The organism is Microbacterium sp. NPDC055442 (genome assembly GCF_053644215.1).
Map to the genome: position 1 here is coordinate 434511 of NZ_JBSHLF010000003.1, position 15743 is coordinate 450253.

The 15743-nt window shown below is 68.6% G+C and carries 13 protein-coding genes; 7 read left to right on the top strand and 6 right to left on the bottom strand.

The window, feature by feature from the left end:
- Positions 1 to 43: 43 nt before the first annotated feature.
- On the bottom strand, positions 44 to 895 hold the full coding sequence (locus tag ACWIBS_RS09365; protein ID WP_376126834.1) for a Cof-type HAD-IIB family hydrolase: 852 nt from the start codon (positions 893 to 895) through the stop codon (positions 44 to 46).
- A gap of 213 nt (positions 896 to 1108) precedes the next feature.
- On the opposite strand from ACWIBS_RS09365, the gene rlmN reads away from it, so the two are divergent.
- Positions 1109 to 2383 carry a 23S rRNA (adenine(2503)-C(2))-methyltransferase RlmN gene (rlmN, locus tag ACWIBS_RS09370; protein WP_376131288.1) on the top strand — a complete coding sequence of 425 codons (1275 nt, stop codon included), beginning with the start codon at positions 1109 to 1111 and terminating at the stop codon, positions 2381 to 2383.
- 79 nt (positions 2384 to 2462) lie between these two features.
- On the opposite strand, the gene ACWIBS_RS09375 is transcribed toward rlmN, so the two are convergent.
- The 4 genes from ACWIBS_RS09375 to ACWIBS_RS09390 all read right to left on the bottom strand — a co-directional run bounded on the left by ACWIBS_RS09375 (position 2463) and on the right by ACWIBS_RS09390 (position 8059).
- On the bottom strand, positions 2463 to 4139 hold the full coding sequence (locus ACWIBS_RS09375; protein WP_376131291.1) for an ABC transporter ATP-binding protein: 1677 nt from the start codon (positions 4137 to 4139) through the stop codon (positions 2463 to 2465).
- Positions 4136 to 5218: an ABC transporter permease gene (locus ACWIBS_RS09380; protein ID WP_376131294.1), complete on the bottom strand. Its 1083-nt coding sequence runs from the start codon at positions 5216 to 5218 to the stop codon at positions 4136 to 4138. The genes ACWIBS_RS09375 and ACWIBS_RS09380 overlap by 4 nt, the downstream gene beginning before the upstream one ends.
- A gap of 1 nt (position 5219) precedes the next feature.
- A complete protein-coding gene (locus ACWIBS_RS09385; RefSeq protein ID WP_376131297.1) occupies positions 5220 to 6317 on the bottom strand; it encodes an ABC transporter permease in 1098 nt (365 codons plus the stop codon).
- Positions 6318 to 6412: 95 nt separating this feature from the next.
- Entirely contained in the window at positions 6413 to 8059 is a 1647-nt protein-coding gene (locus ACWIBS_RS09390) for an ABC transporter substrate-binding protein (RefSeq protein WP_376131300.1), read from the bottom strand.
- Between the two features lie 443 nt (positions 8060 to 8502).
- Here ACWIBS_RS09390 and ACWIBS_RS09395 point away from each other — a divergent pair, with 443 nt between their 5' ends.
- The 4 genes from ACWIBS_RS09395 (at position 8503) to ACWIBS_RS09410 (ending at position 12961) form a co-directional block, all read left to right on the top strand.
- Positions 8503 to 11103 carry a M6 family metalloprotease domain-containing protein gene (locus tag ACWIBS_RS09395; protein ID WP_376131303.1) on the top strand — a complete coding sequence of 867 codons (2601 nt, stop codon included), beginning with the start codon at positions 8503 to 8505 and terminating at the stop codon, positions 11101 to 11103.
- A 160-nt stretch (positions 11104 to 11263) separates the two neighbouring features.
- Complete coding sequence (locus ACWIBS_RS09400) at positions 11264 to 11866, top strand: hypothetical protein (RefSeq protein WP_376129148.1); 603 nt, start codon at positions 11264 to 11266, stop codon at positions 11864 to 11866.
- A 94-nt stretch (positions 11867 to 11960) separates the two neighbouring features.
- Positions 11961 to 12416: a hypothetical protein gene (locus ACWIBS_RS09405; protein WP_376129146.1), complete on the top strand. Its 456-nt coding sequence runs from the start codon at positions 11961 to 11963 to the stop codon at positions 12414 to 12416.
- Positions 12413 to 12961: a TlpA family protein disulfide reductase gene (locus ACWIBS_RS09410; RefSeq protein WP_376129144.1), complete on the top strand. Its 549-nt coding sequence runs from the start codon at positions 12413 to 12415 to the stop codon at positions 12959 to 12961. Before ACWIBS_RS09405 ends, ACWIBS_RS09410 begins: the two co-directional genes overlap by 4 nt.
- A 4-nt stretch (positions 12962 to 12965) precedes the next feature.
- On the opposite strand, the gene ACWIBS_RS09415 is transcribed toward ACWIBS_RS09410, so the two are convergent.
- Positions 12966 to 13496: a ribonuclease H family protein gene (locus tag ACWIBS_RS09415; protein ID WP_376129143.1), complete on the bottom strand. Its 531-nt coding sequence runs from the start codon at positions 13494 to 13496 to the stop codon at positions 12966 to 12968.
- 83 nt (positions 13497 to 13579) lie between these two features.
- On the opposite strand from ACWIBS_RS09415, the gene ACWIBS_RS09420 reads away from it, so the two are divergent.
- Positions 13580 to 14965 carry an MFS transporter gene (locus ACWIBS_RS09420; RefSeq protein WP_376129141.1) on the top strand — a complete coding sequence of 462 codons (1386 nt, stop codon included), beginning with the start codon at positions 13580 to 13582 and terminating at the stop codon, positions 14963 to 14965.
- 89 nt (positions 14966 to 15054) lie between these two features.
- Positions 15055 to 15729 (top strand): GntR family transcriptional regulator, encoded by a 675-nt coding sequence (locus ACWIBS_RS09425; protein ID WP_376129139.1) that lies wholly within the window; start codon positions 15055 to 15057, stop codon positions 15727 to 15729.
- The last annotated feature ends 14 nt before the right edge of the window (positions 15730 to 15743 follow it).

The following is a 15743-nucleotide window of genomic DNA, read 5'->3' on the forward strand; positions in this document are numbered from 1 at the left end:
GTGCGGTTTGACGGGGATGGTCGGGTTCGGTGAGTTCGGCCGCTCAGCCGACCAGGTCGAGCGCGCGAAAGGCGTTCCACACGCCGTTGTCGCGCACGGTCGTCGTGATGTGGTCGGCGAGCGCCTTGAGGGTCGGTTCGGCGTTGCCCATCGCGACCGCCGTGCCGCACACCTCGAACATCTCGACGTCGTTCCAGCTGTCGCCCACGCCCACCGCGTCGCTCGCTTCGAGTCCGAGGTGCTCGAGCACGAGCTCGATCGCCGATCCCTTGTTCGTGCCGAGCATGCAGATCTCGCCGCTCGTGCCGCCCGGCAGCGGCATGCTGCCGTTCACGACATGGAACTCGTCGCCCAGCTCGCGGTCGAGCACCTCGACGGCGTCGTCGGCGAGGCTCACGAACACGGCCTTGGCGACGGTGTCGCGGGGCGCATCGGACACGTCGCGGTAGGTGCGGTGCCCGATGCCGGCGAGCGAGTCCTCGGGCCCCTCGACGGCGGCGGTCCGCGCCGCGCGCACGCGTTCGCGCACGAGCGCCAGCATGCCGGGGCTCGCGAACACCTCGTCGTCGGTCTGCAGGAAGTAGTGGATGCCGCGTGCCTCGAACGACCCGACGAGCCGTGAGACGGATGCCGCGGGCATGAGCCGTGACACGATCTGCTCGTCGGCGACGTGGGCCGTCGCGCCGCCGTTGGTGATCGCGCCGTCGAAGCCGATCGCCCGGACGGCGGGGTGCAGGTCGCCGCGCGCGCGTCCGGTGCACAGGTAGACGAGGTGTCCGGCCTCGCGGGCCCCGCGGATTGCGGCGACGGTCGACGGAGCGACGTATTCGTCGTGGTCGATGATCGTCCCGTCGACGTCGATGAACACGATGCGGCCGGTGCGGTGAGGGGTCACGCCCCCCATTCTCCCCCGCCCACCCTGCATCCCCCTCTTACCGCGAGACTGCAACGGCGCGCCGAGACCGTGGGGTCTACCCGCAGTCTCGGCGCGCCGTTGCAGTCTCGCGGTCAATCGAGGGCGGCCGAGGGGGACCGGCGGCGACCGGCGGCGACCCGTGCGACCGGCGACGGTCGACGGGCGTCCAGGTGCGTCGCCTACGCTCGAGGGATGACGACTCAGCCCCCCGTGCGCTCGACGACACCGCGGGACACCCCCGTGCGCTCGACGACCCCGCGCGACACGACGCAGGTGCGACCGCGCACCGAGGGGTGGACGCAGAAGAAGGATGCCGCGGGCCGGCCCCTGCTGCAGTTCGCCTCTCCGAAGCGCGGCAAGCCGCCCGTGCACCTCGCCGACCTCACTCCCGAGCAGCGCGTCGAGAAGGTCGTCGAGCTCGGCCTGCCCGGCTTCCGCGCCAAGCAGCTCGAGAAGCACTACTTCACCCACGGCACGCACGACCCCGCCGAGATGACCGACCTGCCGGCATCCGGTCGCGAAGAGCTCGTGCACGGGATGCTGCCCCCGCTGCTCACCGAAGTGCGGCGTCTGCAGACCGACCGCGGCGACACGGTCAAGTTCCTGTGGAAGCTGCACGACGGCGCGCTCGTCGAGTCGGTGCTCATGCGCTATCCGGGCCGCATCACGCTGTGCGTGTCGAGCCAGGCCGGCTGCGGCATGAACTGCCCCTTCTGCGCGACGGGTCAGGCCGGGCTCACCCGCAACATGTCCGCCGCCGAGATCATCGAGCAGATCATCCGCGCGAACCGGCTCATCCGAGACGGCCGCCTGGGCCCGCGCGAGCATGCCGACGAGCGGGTCACCAACATCGTCTTCATGGGCATGGGCGAGCCCCTCGCCAACTACGCACGCGTCATGCAGGCCGTGCGCGTCATGGTCGACAAGAAGCACGGCCTGGGCATGAGCGCGCGCGGCATCACGATCTCGACCGTCGGCCTCGTGCCGGCCATCCGCAAGCTCGCCGACGAGAACATCCCCGTGACGTTCGCGCTGTCGCTGCACGCCCCCGACGATGAGCTGCGCGACGAGCTCATCCCGGTGAACTCGCGCTGGAAGGTCGACGAAGCCCTCGACGCCGCCCGCGCCTACTTCGACCGGACCGGACGCCGGGTGTCGATCGAGTACGCCCTCATCAAGGACATGAACGACCACGGCTGGCGCGCCGACCTGCTCGGCGACAAGCTCAACGAGCGCGGTCGCGGCTGGGTGCACGTCAACCCGATTCCCCTCAACCCGACGCCCGGCTCAGTGTGGACGTCGTCGACCCGCGCCGCGCAAGAGGAGTTCGTCCGCCGTCTCGAGGCGAAGGGCATCCCCACGACGCTGCGCGACACCCGCGGCAAAGAGATCGACGGCGCCTGCGGGCAGCTCGTCGCGACCGAGGAGGACCAGACGATCGCTGCGGCGACGCCCGCTGAAGCGTGACGATCCGGATGCCGCGGCATCCGCTCCGTCAACGGCGAAGCCCCCGGCCACCTCACGGTGCCGGGGGCTTCGCGTCGCGCTAGGACGACGTGAGCGAGGCGAGCAGTTCGCGGCGCTCGCGCTGCTCGTCGGGGTCGGGAACGGGAAGGGATGCCAGCAGTCGCTGCGTGTAGGCAGCCTTCGGTGCGTGCAGGATCTGCGCGTTCGGTCCCACGTCGACGAGCTTGCCGCGGTGGAGCACCCCGATGCGATCGGCGAGCAGGTCGACGACGGCGAGGTCGTGGCTGATGAACAGCGCCGCGAACTTGTACTCCCGCTGCAGGTCGGTGAACAGGTCCAGCACGCGGGCCTGCACCGACACGTCCAGGGCCGAGGTCGGCTCGTCGGCGATCAGCAGCTCGGGCTCGAGCGCGAGTCCGCGGGCCAGGCTCGCACGCTGACGCTGTCCTCCGGACAGCTCGTGCGGGTAGCGGTCGCCGTACGAACGCGGCAGCTGCACGGCCTCGAGGAGTTCGTCCACACGTGCCCGCGCGGCCTCGGGGTTGCGTGCGCGGCCGTGGATGACGAGCGGCTCGGCGACGCACTCGGCGATCGTCAGCAGCGGGTTGAAGCTGGACGCCGGGTCCTGGAAGACGAACCCGATCCGGCTGCGCAGCGGCTTGAACGTCCGCTCGCGGACACGGTACATCTCGGTGCCGAGCACCTTGAGCGAGCCGCCCGTGATCTTGGTGAGCCCGCCGATCGCGCGACCGGTCGTCGTCTTGCCCGAACCCGATTCGCCGACGAGACCGAGCACCTCACCGGGACGGATCTCGAACGAGATGCCGTCCACGGCGACGAACGGGGGCTTGCCCATGCGTCCGGGGAATTCGATCCGCATGTCCTCGGCCACGACGACCGGTTCGGCGGCAGGGTCGGGCACGAAGCGCTCGCGCTCGCTGACCTCGGCGGGACGGATGCGGGGGACCGCGGCCAGGAGCTTCTTGGTGTAGTCGGCCTTCGGCGCCGTGAACAGCTCGTGGACCGTGGCCTGCTCGACGACATCGCCCTGGTACATCACCACGACGCGATCGGCGAGGTCGGCGACGACGCCCATGTTGTGCGTGATGAGCACGATCCCCGTGTTGAACTCGTCGCGGCAGCGACGCAGCAGATCGAGGATCTCCGCCTGCACGGTCACATCGAGCGCCGTCGTGGGCTCGTCGGCGACGATGAGGCCGGGGTCGAGCACGAGCGCCATCGCGATCACGACGCGCTGCTTCTGTCCGCCCGAGAACTGGTGCGGGTAGTAGTCGACGCGGGTGTCGGGATCGGGGATGCCGACGCGGCGCAGGATGTCGATCGCCTGACGGCGCGCTTCCTTCGAGCTCATGCGCGTGTGCGCGCGCAGGCCCTCGATGATCTGCCATCCCACCGTGTAGACCGGGTTGAGTGCGGTCGAGGGCTCCTGGAAGACCATCGCCACATCGGTGCCGCGGACGCTGCGCAGCGTCTGCTTGTCGGCGCCGAGGATCTCGGTGTTCGACGACCCGTCCTTGCTCGTGAGCACGACGGTGCCGTGAGCCGTCGCCGTCTCGGGCAGCAGCCCCAGGATCGTCTTGGCCGTGACCGACTTGCCCGAGCCCGACTCGCCGACGATGGCGACGACTTCGCCGCGCTCGACCGTCAGCGAGACGTCGTTGACGGCCTTGACGGCACCGGAGTCCGTGGCGAACGAGACGCCCAGGTTGGTGATGTCGACGACGCTGTTGCTCACGAGCGTTCTCCGATTCCGTGGTTTTCGAACGATTCGCCGTCTTCCAGGCCCTTGAGTCCACCGGGGCCCGCGGTGAGCTCGCCACCGGGGACGACCGAGGTCTCGGCGACGAGGCCGGCGGCCTTCGCGACGCGGCGGCGTCCGCGCAGACGCGGGTCGGCCAGGTCGTTGAGGCTCTCACCGACCAGCGTGATGCCGAGGACGACGAGCACGATGGCGAGACCCGGGAAGAGGGCCGTCCACCAGATGCCGCTCGTGACGTCGGACATCGCCTTGTTGAGGTCGTATCCCCACTCCGAAGCTGCCGTCGGCTCGATGCCGAAGCCGAGGAAGCCGAGGCCCGCGAGGGTAAGGATCGCCTCGGACGAGTTCAGCGTGATGATCAGCGGCAGCGTGCGGGTCGCGTTGCGCAGGACGTGCCGGAACATGATGCGACGGTTCGAAGCCCCGAGCATCTTGGCCGACTCGACGTACGCCTCGGCCTTGATCCGGACGGTTTCTGCGCGGATGACCCGGAAGTACTGCGGGATGAAGACGACCGTGATCGAGATCGCCGCCGCCAGCACGCCGCCGATGAGGCTCGACTGCCCACCGGAGATCACGATCGACATGACGATGGCGAGCAGGAGCGAGGGGAACGCGTAGATGGCGTCGCAGACGACGACCAGGACGCGGTCGACCCAGCCGCCGAGGTAGCCGGAGACGAGCCCGAGGAGCACGCCGACGAAGATCGACAGTGCGACGGCGACGACGATCACCAGGAGCGCGGTCTGGGCACCCCAGATGACGCGCGACAGCACGTCGTAGCCGCCGACGGTCGTTCCGAGCAGGTGTTCGCCGGACGGCGGCTGCTGCGCACCGAAGACGCCGTCTTCACCGCGGCGCTGGTTGAAGCTGAACGGCGAGATGTACGGGGCCAGCAGCGCCGTCAGGATGAAGACGAACGTGATGACGAGGCCCGCGATGAGCATGCCGCGCTGCAGTCCGACCGACTGCCGCAGCTGGTGCACGACGGGTAGCCGGCTCAGCCACGACTGCTTCTGGATGGGCGGGAGGGTGACGGTGGTGGTGGTCGTCATGTCAGTACCTCACTCGCGGGTCGATGATCGCCGCGACGATGTCGACGAGGAAGTTGGTCAGGGCGACGATCACCGCGAGCAGCACGACGATGCCCTGCACGGCGACGAAGTCACGCGACTGGAGGAACTGGGCGAGCATGAACCCGAGCCCCTTCCACTCGAACGTCGTCTCGGTGAGGACGGCGCCACCCAGCAGGAGCGCGATCTGCATGCCGATGACGGTGATGATCGGGATGAGCGCCGGCCGGAAGGCATGTTTGCGCACGAGGCGGAACTCGCTCACGCCGCGCGAGCGGGCAGCATCCACGTAGTCGGTGGACAGCGTGCCGATCATGTTGGTGCGCACGAGCCGGAGGAAGACGCCGGCCGTGAGCAGACCGAGGGCGATCGCCGGCAGCACGGCGTGCGAGAGCACGTCCATGATGACGGCGGGGTTGCCGGTGCGGAAGGCGTCGATCGTGTAGAAGCCCGAGGAGTTGTCCAGGCGCATCATCTGCAGCTCCGCCCCCGTGGAGGCCCGGCCGGCGACCGGGAGCCACTTCAGCCACACGGCGAAGACGAGCTTGAGCAGGAGACCGGAGAAGAAGACGGGGGTGGCGTAGAAGAGGATCGCCGATACTCGCAGGATGGCGTCCTGGCCGCGGTCACGGTAGTAGGCAGCGACCGCGCCGAGCGGGATGCCGACGATCAGGGCCACGATGACGGAGAAGAAGACGAGTTCGAACGTCGCGGGACCGTAGGTGATGAGAACCTCGGCGACGGGGCGGTTCGTGGTCAGCGTCGTTCCGAGATCGAAACGCAGCAGCTGAGCGAGGTAGTCGATGTACTGCTGCCACAGCGGACGGTCGTAGCCGGCAGCCGCGATGAGTTCAGCGAGTTTGTCCGGGGGGAGGCGTCCGCCCTGAGCTGCCGTGATGGGGTCACCGGTCGTGCGCATGAGCACGAAGACGAGGGTGACGAGGATGAAGATCGTGGGGAAGATCAGCAGGAAGCGGATCAGGATGTAGCGCCACAGGCTGCCACCGGAGGAACGAGTCTTCTTCTGGCGTGTGCTCCGTGGAGACGCCGGCGCCTCTTGCGGGGTTGCCGTCGTGGTCATGGGGTCGGATCCTCGGGTCGGATGGGGCTGGCAAGAAAATGAGGAGGTGGTCCGACGTGGTCGGACCACCTCCTCTCAGACTGAACGCGGAGCGATCAGCCCTTGGTGATGACGCCGTAGCGGAACTTGAACGTCGGGTCGAGCGTGTTCTCGACGCCCGAGACGTCCGTGCCCGTGACCGCGTTCTGGCTGAACGCGATGTACGGGAGCGTGGACAGGTCGCCCGCGACGACTCCCTGGATCTCCTCGATGAGCGCGACGCGCTCGTCGGTGTCGACCGTCGAGCCCTGCTGCTTGAGCAGTGCGTCGACCTCGGCGTTGGAGTAGTGGTTCGCGAGGAAGTTGTCCGTCGCGAAGAACGGCGTCAGGTAGTTGTCCGAGTCGGCGTAGTCCGGGAACCAGCCGAGCTGGTAGATCGGGTACGCGTCCGCGACGCGGTCCTTCGAGTAGGTGACCCACTCGGTGGACTGGATGTTCGTCGTGAACAGACCGCTCGAGTCCAGGCTGTCCTTGATGACGGCGTACTCGTCACCCGACGAGGGGCCGTAGCGCTCAGCGACGTACTGGATGTTGAGCTCGACGGGCGTCGCGACACCGGCGGCCTCGAGGGCTGCCGTGGCCTTGTCGACGTCGGGTCCACCGTTGCCGTCGCCGTACGCGTCGCGCAGCGACACGGTGGCGCCGGGAACACCCTCGGGCAGGTACGAGTACAGGGGCTCGACCGTGCCCTTGTAGACCTGCTCGGCGATGGCCTCGCGGTCGATCACGTCGGCGATGGCCTGACGGACGGCGAGAGCCTTCGCCGGGTCAGCCTCGGGCGTCGTGGCGCCGTAGGGCATCGTGTTGAAGTTGAACACGAGGTAGCGGATCTCTCCACCGGGGCCGTCGACGACCTTGACGTTGTCGTTGCCGCGGAGGTCATCGATGTCGGTAGCCGACAGCGTGCGGTTCGCGACGTCGATGTTGCCTTCCTGGACGTCGAGCTTGAGGTTCGACGCGTCGGTGTAGTACTTGACGTTGACCTCGGAGGTGAGCGGTGCGCCCAGGAGGCCGTCGTAGCTGTCGTTCGCCTTGTACGAGATCAGGTTGTTGAAGTCGTAGCTCTCGATGACGTACTGACCGGCGAAGGGCTGCGCCGCGACGATGTCGTCGTCCGACAGTGCCTCGTCGGCCGGGAAGACCTCTTCGTCGACGATCGGGCCGGCGGGGCTCGAGAGCACCTGGGGCCAGGTCTGGTCGTTCTCGGACGTCAGCGTGAAGACGACCGTCAGGTCGTCCGGAGCCTCGACCGACTCGAGCGCGCCGAGCAGGTACGACGGTCCGGTCTCGGATGCGATCGCCAGCTGGCGGTCGAACGAGAACTTGACGTCGGACGACGTCAGCTCGTTGCCGTTGGCGAAGGTCAGGCCCTCCTTGAGGGTGACCGTGTACTCGTTCGGCGCCGTGAACTCGGCCGACTCTGCGATGTCGGGCTTGACCTCGGCGTCGCCGGGGACGGAGTTCATGAGGAACGGGTAGATCTGGTTCATGACCGTGAAGGACCCGTTGTCGTAGGCGTTCGCGGGGTCGAGGGCCGTCACCTGCTCGGTCGTACCGATGATGATGGCCTCACCGCCCGTGGTGCCCTCGTCGGTGCCGTCGGACGTCGAGCCACCGGCACATCCGGCGAGAACGAGGGCGAATGCCGCCGCTCCACCGAGACCGATGACGATGCGACGACCAGTAGTCGTAGCGGTAGCCATGCTTCTCCTGTCTGCAAGGGTTCAGCGCTGAATGACGAGACCACAGAAGCAGCCTCGCGCTGTGTGACGTATCAGTCCTATCACAGCGATTTCTCGCGGTTTCGGACGTATGCGGAACCGTAACATCGCCCTCTCCGGACACCCGCTCAGAACAAGGGGGGGTAAATGCCGGTCTGCCGCGTAACGACGCGGAATTCGCGGGCATCGCCCGCACTCATCACTCTTTCCGAAGAGTACAGGCCACTTTTCCCGATCCCCACGCGCTATGAGTGCGTGACATGCTACAAGTCACAGGTGTGTGCCTTGCTGGGGGTAACGCTGCCCACGGGTGCCGAGGCGCATGCAACAAGAATCAGAGGAGTGATCTCTTGACATCACCACGCCGAATGCGTTCGCGCAGCTGGCGCACAGGGCTTGCCGCCACGGCTGCCCTGAGTGTCGTCATGACCGGTGCCATCGCCGGTCAGGCGGCCACTGCAGCGCCCGCCGACCCGATCATCGATCCGTCGGTGCTCGAGCCGGTCGACCCGCAGAACTGGGTCAACATGGACGACATGACGCACGCGGACTACGTCCCCGTGCCCAACACCGACTGGGCGAACGACACCGAAGGCAGCCAGCAGACCTTCAACGGTGCCATCGTCCTGCTCGACTTCCCGAACCAGCCCTTCGTCGTGACGCAGGAGCCGGAATCCGACGCGTTCAAGAACCCGACGGCCGGCTTCGAGCCCGTCGCTCGCGAGGACGTGCCGCAGTTCTATCTCGACCTGCTGAACACGCCGAGCGAGCTCAACAACGGCCAGACGCTCAACGACTACTGGATGGAGCAGTCCGGCGGTCGTCTGAGCGTGCAGATGGAGGCCTTCGGCCCCTACGAGATGCCCGGCAAGATCCACGAGTACGGTCTGAACGACAGCTTCAACCGTCCGAATGCGGCGTTCTGCCCGCAGGGCGACACGTGTAACAAGGTCATCCGCACCGACGCGAACCGTCTGTGGGCTGCCGACCTCGAGATCGCCGACCCGCTGACGCAGTTCGACCAGGTCTTCTACATCACGGCCGGCCAGGACGAGTCGTCGACGTGGGAAGAGTTCGGTCAGATGATGTTCGCCGCTCCCGAGGACGTGCCGGACGCATTCGGCCCGCCGCGTGACGAGAACGGCTTCGCGCCGGACCAGAACGGCAACAACATGGCCAACTGGGCCAAGACGCGCTACATCCCGTGGACGTCGTGGAAGGCAGCGATCAGCCACTGGCCGAACGCCAACTTCCCGACCGCGACGCGCGCCGGCAACTCGACGCAGGCTGAGTCGTCGGGCATGGGAACGTTCGCGCACGAGTTCGCGCACATCCTCGAGATCTCGGACAACTACGGAAACCCGTACGGCACGGACGCTGCAGACGGCGGCCCGCTCCGCGACACCTCCGGCCCGTTCGACATCATGGCCCGCGGTTCGTTCAACGGCCCCGGTGGCACGCACACGCGGTGGAACATCCCCTCGGTGCAGGGTGGATCCGGCCCCGCCGGCGTCGCGCTGCGCAACCGTCTGAACCTCGGCATCATCGGCGAGGACAACGTGCTGCAGACCTCGACGACCGAGATCGCCGCCAAGGGCTCGATCACGGCCAACCTGCTGACGCGTGCCGTCACGCACGAGGGTCGCCTCACGGGCATCAACCTCGCGCTCGACGGTGGCGACAAGTCCAACGGCACCTGCACGCGCCGCGCGCAGTGGGACTGCGACGGTGGTGGCTTCAACCACTACACGCTCGAAGTCATCGACCGCATGGGCACGGACTCGTACCAGCCCGACGCCGGCGTCATGATCTCGAAGACCAAGGTCGCCGACCGCAACCCGTTCCTCTGGACGATCGACGCCAACCCGCAGGACATCGACACGCTCGACTACATCCGTGGTGACGGCACGCCGATTCCGATCACGCGCGGTGACCAGCGCCAGCTGAACGACGCCCTCTTCCACGCCGGGGTCAACTCCGGTTCGGAGTACGAGTACGTCGACGAGTACAACGGCCTGCACTTCTACATCGAAGAGATGCGTCGCGACGAAGACGGCCTCCTCGAGTACGACGTGGCCGTCCGCTCGATCGGCAACGCCGGTCCGCAGCAGCGCGGCGTGAGCCTCGCTCAGCCGGCGCTCACGGCGGGCAAGGAAGCCGTCGAGCAGGGTCAGATCGCGCAGTGCGTCGTTCCGCTGACGAACACGGGCTCCGCTGTCGAGGATGCCGCTGCCAACAGCGACATCTACCGCATCTCGACGACGGTCGCGGGTGAGGGCTGGAACGTCCACACCCCGAGCGCCATCGTGACGGCGACGGCCGGCGAGACGGTCGATGTGCCCGTCTACGCCTACCGCGACGGTGCAGGCACGCAGGGTGCTCGCATCTCGATCACGGCCACGTCCGAGAACAACTCGGCCGCGACGTCGACCGTCGAGTGCGTCATTGACACGCAGCGTCCCGAGACGAACCTCGTCTCGCCGTCGTACGTCGGCCCGCACGACGAGCTCGTCATCGAGCTCGAGGCGACCGATGACACGGGCCTCAAGACGATCGTCGCGAACGTCTACCAGGACGGTCGGATCGTCAAGGGCACGCAGACGAACGTGGACGGCGCCACCTCGGCGACGCACACGTCGACCGTGAGCCTGCCCGACGGCGCCTACACGCTCCGTTACAACGCGCACGACATCGCGGGGAACATCTCCGAGACGAAGAACTACGCCTTCACCATCGGTGAAGCCGTGACGGCAGAGACGACCGCTCGCACGCTCGCGGGCAAGGTCTACCTGTCGGTGTCGGCGACGAACAACGCGACGGTGCCTGCGGACATCGAGATCACCACTGCTTACGGCAGCAAGACGTTCACCAACGTCGCGCCCGGCAAGACGGTGTCGGTCTCGGTGAACTCGCGCCTGGCCTCGGTCCCGGCCGGAGAGGCGACGGTCACCTCGACCCTCGACTTCGATGGTCAGATCGTCGTCAAGACGGCGACGGCTCCGTACGCCGCGTACCCGGCGGGCTGATAACCCGCTAGCCGTCTTCGGGGTGGGGTGCGATCGCACCCCACCCCGGAGCGGTACCCGCTCGGCGCGATAGCCGAACGCGGGAACAGATCTCTATCCGAAGAAGCCGGCCCTCACCCGAGGGTCGGAATTCCGCTCAAAGAAGAGGAAACAATCCGCAATGAAGAAGATGACTGCCACCCGTGTGGGCGCGATGGCTTTCGGCACGCTGCTGCTGGCTTCGGCCGGTGCTGCTGTGGCCACCGCTGACGAGGTCGTCGATGACGGCTCGGTGAACATCAACGTCGAGGTCACCGACCGCTACCCCTCGGGCGTGCTCGCCATGAGCGTCGCCGCGAACGAGACCTCGCTCACCGAGCAGGACTCCGGCGACCCGCTGGTCCGCTCGTTCACCGGCACCCTGCCCACCGTGACCGTCACCGACACCCGCGCCGTCGTGCCCGACGCCGAGTGGTTCGTGCTCGGCACCGCCAGCGCGTTCACCTCCGGCACGAACACGATCGGCTCGGAGCACCTCGGCTGGTCGCCTCAGGTCACCGGTGACACCGATGGTGTCGTCCAGCCCGGTGGGGACGTCGATGGCGTGCTCGACGGTGACGTGGGACTCGTCGACGCCGAACTGCTCTACGTCAACACCGACCAGGGCGAGACCTACGACCAGGGCGCATGGTCGGCCACCGCCGACCTGACCCTCAAGGTCGCCGCGTCTGCTGCCGCCACCGGCAGCTACACCTCGGTGATGACGCTGTCGCTCTTCGAGTAAACCGTTTCACGCGAGAGGCCGTGCCCGCGGGTGCGGCCTCTCCGCGTGGATCCGATGACATCCTGAAGGACCGAGGCACGAAGGAACGATGGTGATGAGGCGAACGACGGCCGCGATCGTGGGGGCGCTCATGGTGCTCCCGCTGCTGGCAGCATGCTCCGGCGGCTCCGGCGACCCTGACCGGCCGCTGCAGGTCGCCGTCGGCGACGGCTCGCTGCGGGCCGTCGGCGACGATTGCGCCGGAACGGCCCCCTACCGGCACATCCACGCGGGTGCAGAGGTCGTGCTGACGGATGCCGCGGGCAACGAGGCGTTCCGAGCCACGCTCGCGCCCGGCACTGCGAGCGAGGCGAGCGACATCGACTTCGAGCAGACTCCCCGCATCCCCACGATCTGCGTCTTCACGCTCGATGCGGGCGATCTGGCCGGCGATGAGACCTACGATGTCGTGATCGGCGACAAGGCACACGGCTCGTTCACCTACCGCCCCGAGGCCGAGGGCATCCCCACGATCCTCATTCCCGAACCCGCCACGAAGGGCACGCCATGAAGCGGCGACTGACATTCCTCGCCGCCGGGGCGGCGCTCGCGCTCGCCCTGACGGGCTGCACCTCGACCTCGACGCTCGGCGGCGCCGACGCGCTCCCGGCGGGCACCGGCTCGTCGCAGGCGACGGCCCCCGAGGCGGTTCCCGCACCGTCGTTCACGGCCGCCCTCGCCGACGGCACCGAAATCGACTCCGCCGACCTGTTCACGGGCCGAGTCACCCTCGTGCAGTTCATGGCGAGCTGGTGCACGCAGTGCGTCGGCCAGGCGGAGCTGCTCACCGAGACGGCCGCGGATCTCGGCGATGACGTGCACGTCGTCTTCGTGTCGTCCGACAAGGACGACGAGGCGCTGCAGCAGTTCCTGCGCGACAATGCCGACGACGTCCCCGTCGTCATGGACGCGGACGGTCAGCTCTTCCACCGCTACGCCGTCGTCGAGCCGCCCGTGACGGCCGTGCTCGACTCGACGGGCGGCATCGTGCGCATGTGGCCCGGCGGCGCGACCGCCGAGCAGCTCGACGACGAGCTCGACGCCCTCCTGAAGTAGCGGCTCAGCGGCCGTTCTTCGGCGCCGCCGAGACGTCGATGCGCTCCTGCGCGCCGAGCGAGGACCACTCGCTCGTGACGCCCTTCGCCGCGTGCTCCGACGCGCGCACGGCGCGCTCGTCGGCCCACGCGTTGAGCACGTGACCGGAGTGGCCGCGCACGTGCTCGAGGACGACGTCGGGCAGGCCCGCCGTGCGGCGCGCATCACGCGCCACGATGAGCCGCTCGAGCAGGTCGACGTTCTTCGTCGGAGCCCCGCTAGACGTCTTCCAGCCGCGGCGACGGTGCCCGTCCATCCAGGTCGAGTAGGTGTCGATCGCGTAGCGGGAGTCGGCTTGCACGACGAGGTTCGCGACGTCGCGATGATCCTCGATGGCCTTGAGCAGGCCCAAGAGCTCGCCGATGTTGTTCGTGCCGACCGGCAACGAGCCGGCGGCCCAGTGGCCGTCCTCGCCGACCCACGCCCAGCCGGCGGGGCCGGGGTTGCCCTTGCAGGCGCCGTCGGTGGCCACGATGTAGCGGGATGCGTCGGTCACTCGGGCAAGGCTACCCGGCCCTCGCGGCGCCTCCGGCACGCGGGCTCTAGGCTGAACGCCGACGAGACAGAGAGGCGGCCGACATGCCGGCATCCGCGACGCGTTCCCGAATCGCGCTGATCGGATGCTGCCTCGTGCAGTTCGTCCTGAACCTCAACGGCTCCATCGTCAACAGTGCACTGCCGGCCATCCAGCACGACTTCTCGGTCGGACTCACGACGCTGCAGTGGGTTGTGAGCGCCTACATCGTGACGCTCGCCGGGCTGCTCACGGCACTCGGATCGCTGTCGGATCGGGTGGGCCGCCGGCGGACGCTGCTCGCGGGAGCCGCCGTTCTCGCGGCGGGGTCGATCCTGTGCGCACTGAGCGGCGACGCCCTGATGCTCATCGCGGGGCGCGTCGTGCAGGCGGTCGGAGCGGCGGCGCTGTCGGCGGCGGGACTGGCCGCGGCGTCGGGGATCTACACCGACCGCAAGGCGCGGGGCGCCGCCGTCGCGTGGTGGGCCGGCGTCGGCACGGTCGCCCTCGTCGCCGGTCCCGCGCTCGGCGGCGTCATCGTCGGCGCGGCGGGCTGGCGTGCCGTCTTCTGGCTGTCGGTCGGACTGTGCGCCGTCGCGGCCGTGCTCATCGTCACGACGCTCGCCGAGTCGCGCGCGACCGCCCCGGGTCGCTTCGACGTCGTCGGACAGGTGCTCGTCTCGACGCTCCTCGTCGCCGTGTCGGTCGCGCTCATCGAGGGTCCGCGGCAGGGGTGGGGGAGCGCGATCGTCGTCGGCGCGGGCGCTGTCGCGATGATCGCCCTCGTGGCGCTCGTGCTGCACGTGCGACGTGCCGCGAACCCGATCATCCCGCCCGCCCTCTTCGCCAACGTGCCCTTCGTGGCGGCATCGGCCAGCGCGCTCCTCGGCTTCGCCACGGCGGGGGCGATGTTCTTCGCGCTGCCGCTGTACCTGCAGTCCGTGCGCGGGCTGTCGCCGGTCGACGCGGCGTTCACGATGCTGCCGCTGGCCGGCGCCGCGCTCATCGCCGCGATCGTGTCGGGGTGGATCGTCGATCGAGGGCGCAGCCGCTTCGACCTCGTGCTGGCCGGGTGCCTGCTCGCGCTCGGCGCGCTCGGCATCGCCCTGGGCTCGGGGTCGCTTCCGACGCTCATCGCGGCGTCGGTCGCGTTCGGCGCGGGCTACGGCCTGCTGGGCGATCCGTTGAGCGTCTCGGCGCTGTCGGCCCTCCCCGAGGCCGAGGCGGGGCTCGCGTCGGCCCTCTTCTCGACGGGAAAGCAGTTCGGACAGTTGCTGGGCATCGCCCTCGTGGGCATCGTGCTGGGCTCGGCCGCGGGAGACCTCGCACCGCACTTCGAGCGCAGCGGCTCGGAACTGTGGATCCTCCTCGCGGTGTGCGGAGTGGGTGTCGCGGCGGTGAACCTCTTCGTGCGCCCCCGCCACGCGGCCGCCGGCGCCGCGGCATCCTGAGCTTTTGTATACGCTCTGCGCGGCGCGAGGGGCTCAACTGGTCTTCCGGGTGCCGTTTGTATACACTGGCGGAAGGAAAGGGGGCGACGATGCGAGCCAGTGACCGCGCGTACGCAACCCTTCTCGACGAGATCCAGTCGGGCGTGCTCGCCCCCGGCACCGTGCTCGGCGAGGTCGATCAGGCTGCACGTCTCGGTGTCAGCCGCACGCCGCTGCGCGAAGCGCTGGGGCGCCTCGCCGCCGACGGGCTCGTCGCGCAGCAGTCGCCCCGCGTCACGGTCGTGACCGACATCGACGCCGACGACATCCTCGAACTCTTCGAGGTCCGCCGCGCGCTGGAAGAGACCGCCGCCCGTCTCGCCGCGAGACGGGGGGATGCCGCCGCCTTCGCCGCCCTCGCCGATGAGTTCTCGCACGCGAGCCTGCGCGCAGAGGACGGCCGCGACGCGTATTACGCGCTCATCCGCCGTTTCGACGAGACGCTGGACGCCTCGGTCGCCAACGACTATCTGACCTCCGCGCTCCGGACGATCCGCACCCACCTCGTGCGCGTCCGACGGCTTGCGCGGGACAACCCGGCGAGGCTCGCGGCATCCGTCGAAGAGCACCGCCTGATCGCCTCGGCCATCGCGTCGGGCGACGCCGAACTCGCTGCGCATGCGACGCACGTGCACCTGCACAATGCGCTCGCGACCATCCTCGATGCCTCGATCGGCACGACGACCGCGGGGATACCCGTCATCGCGGTCGCCGAATCGGCCTGAGCATCGCGTTCCCG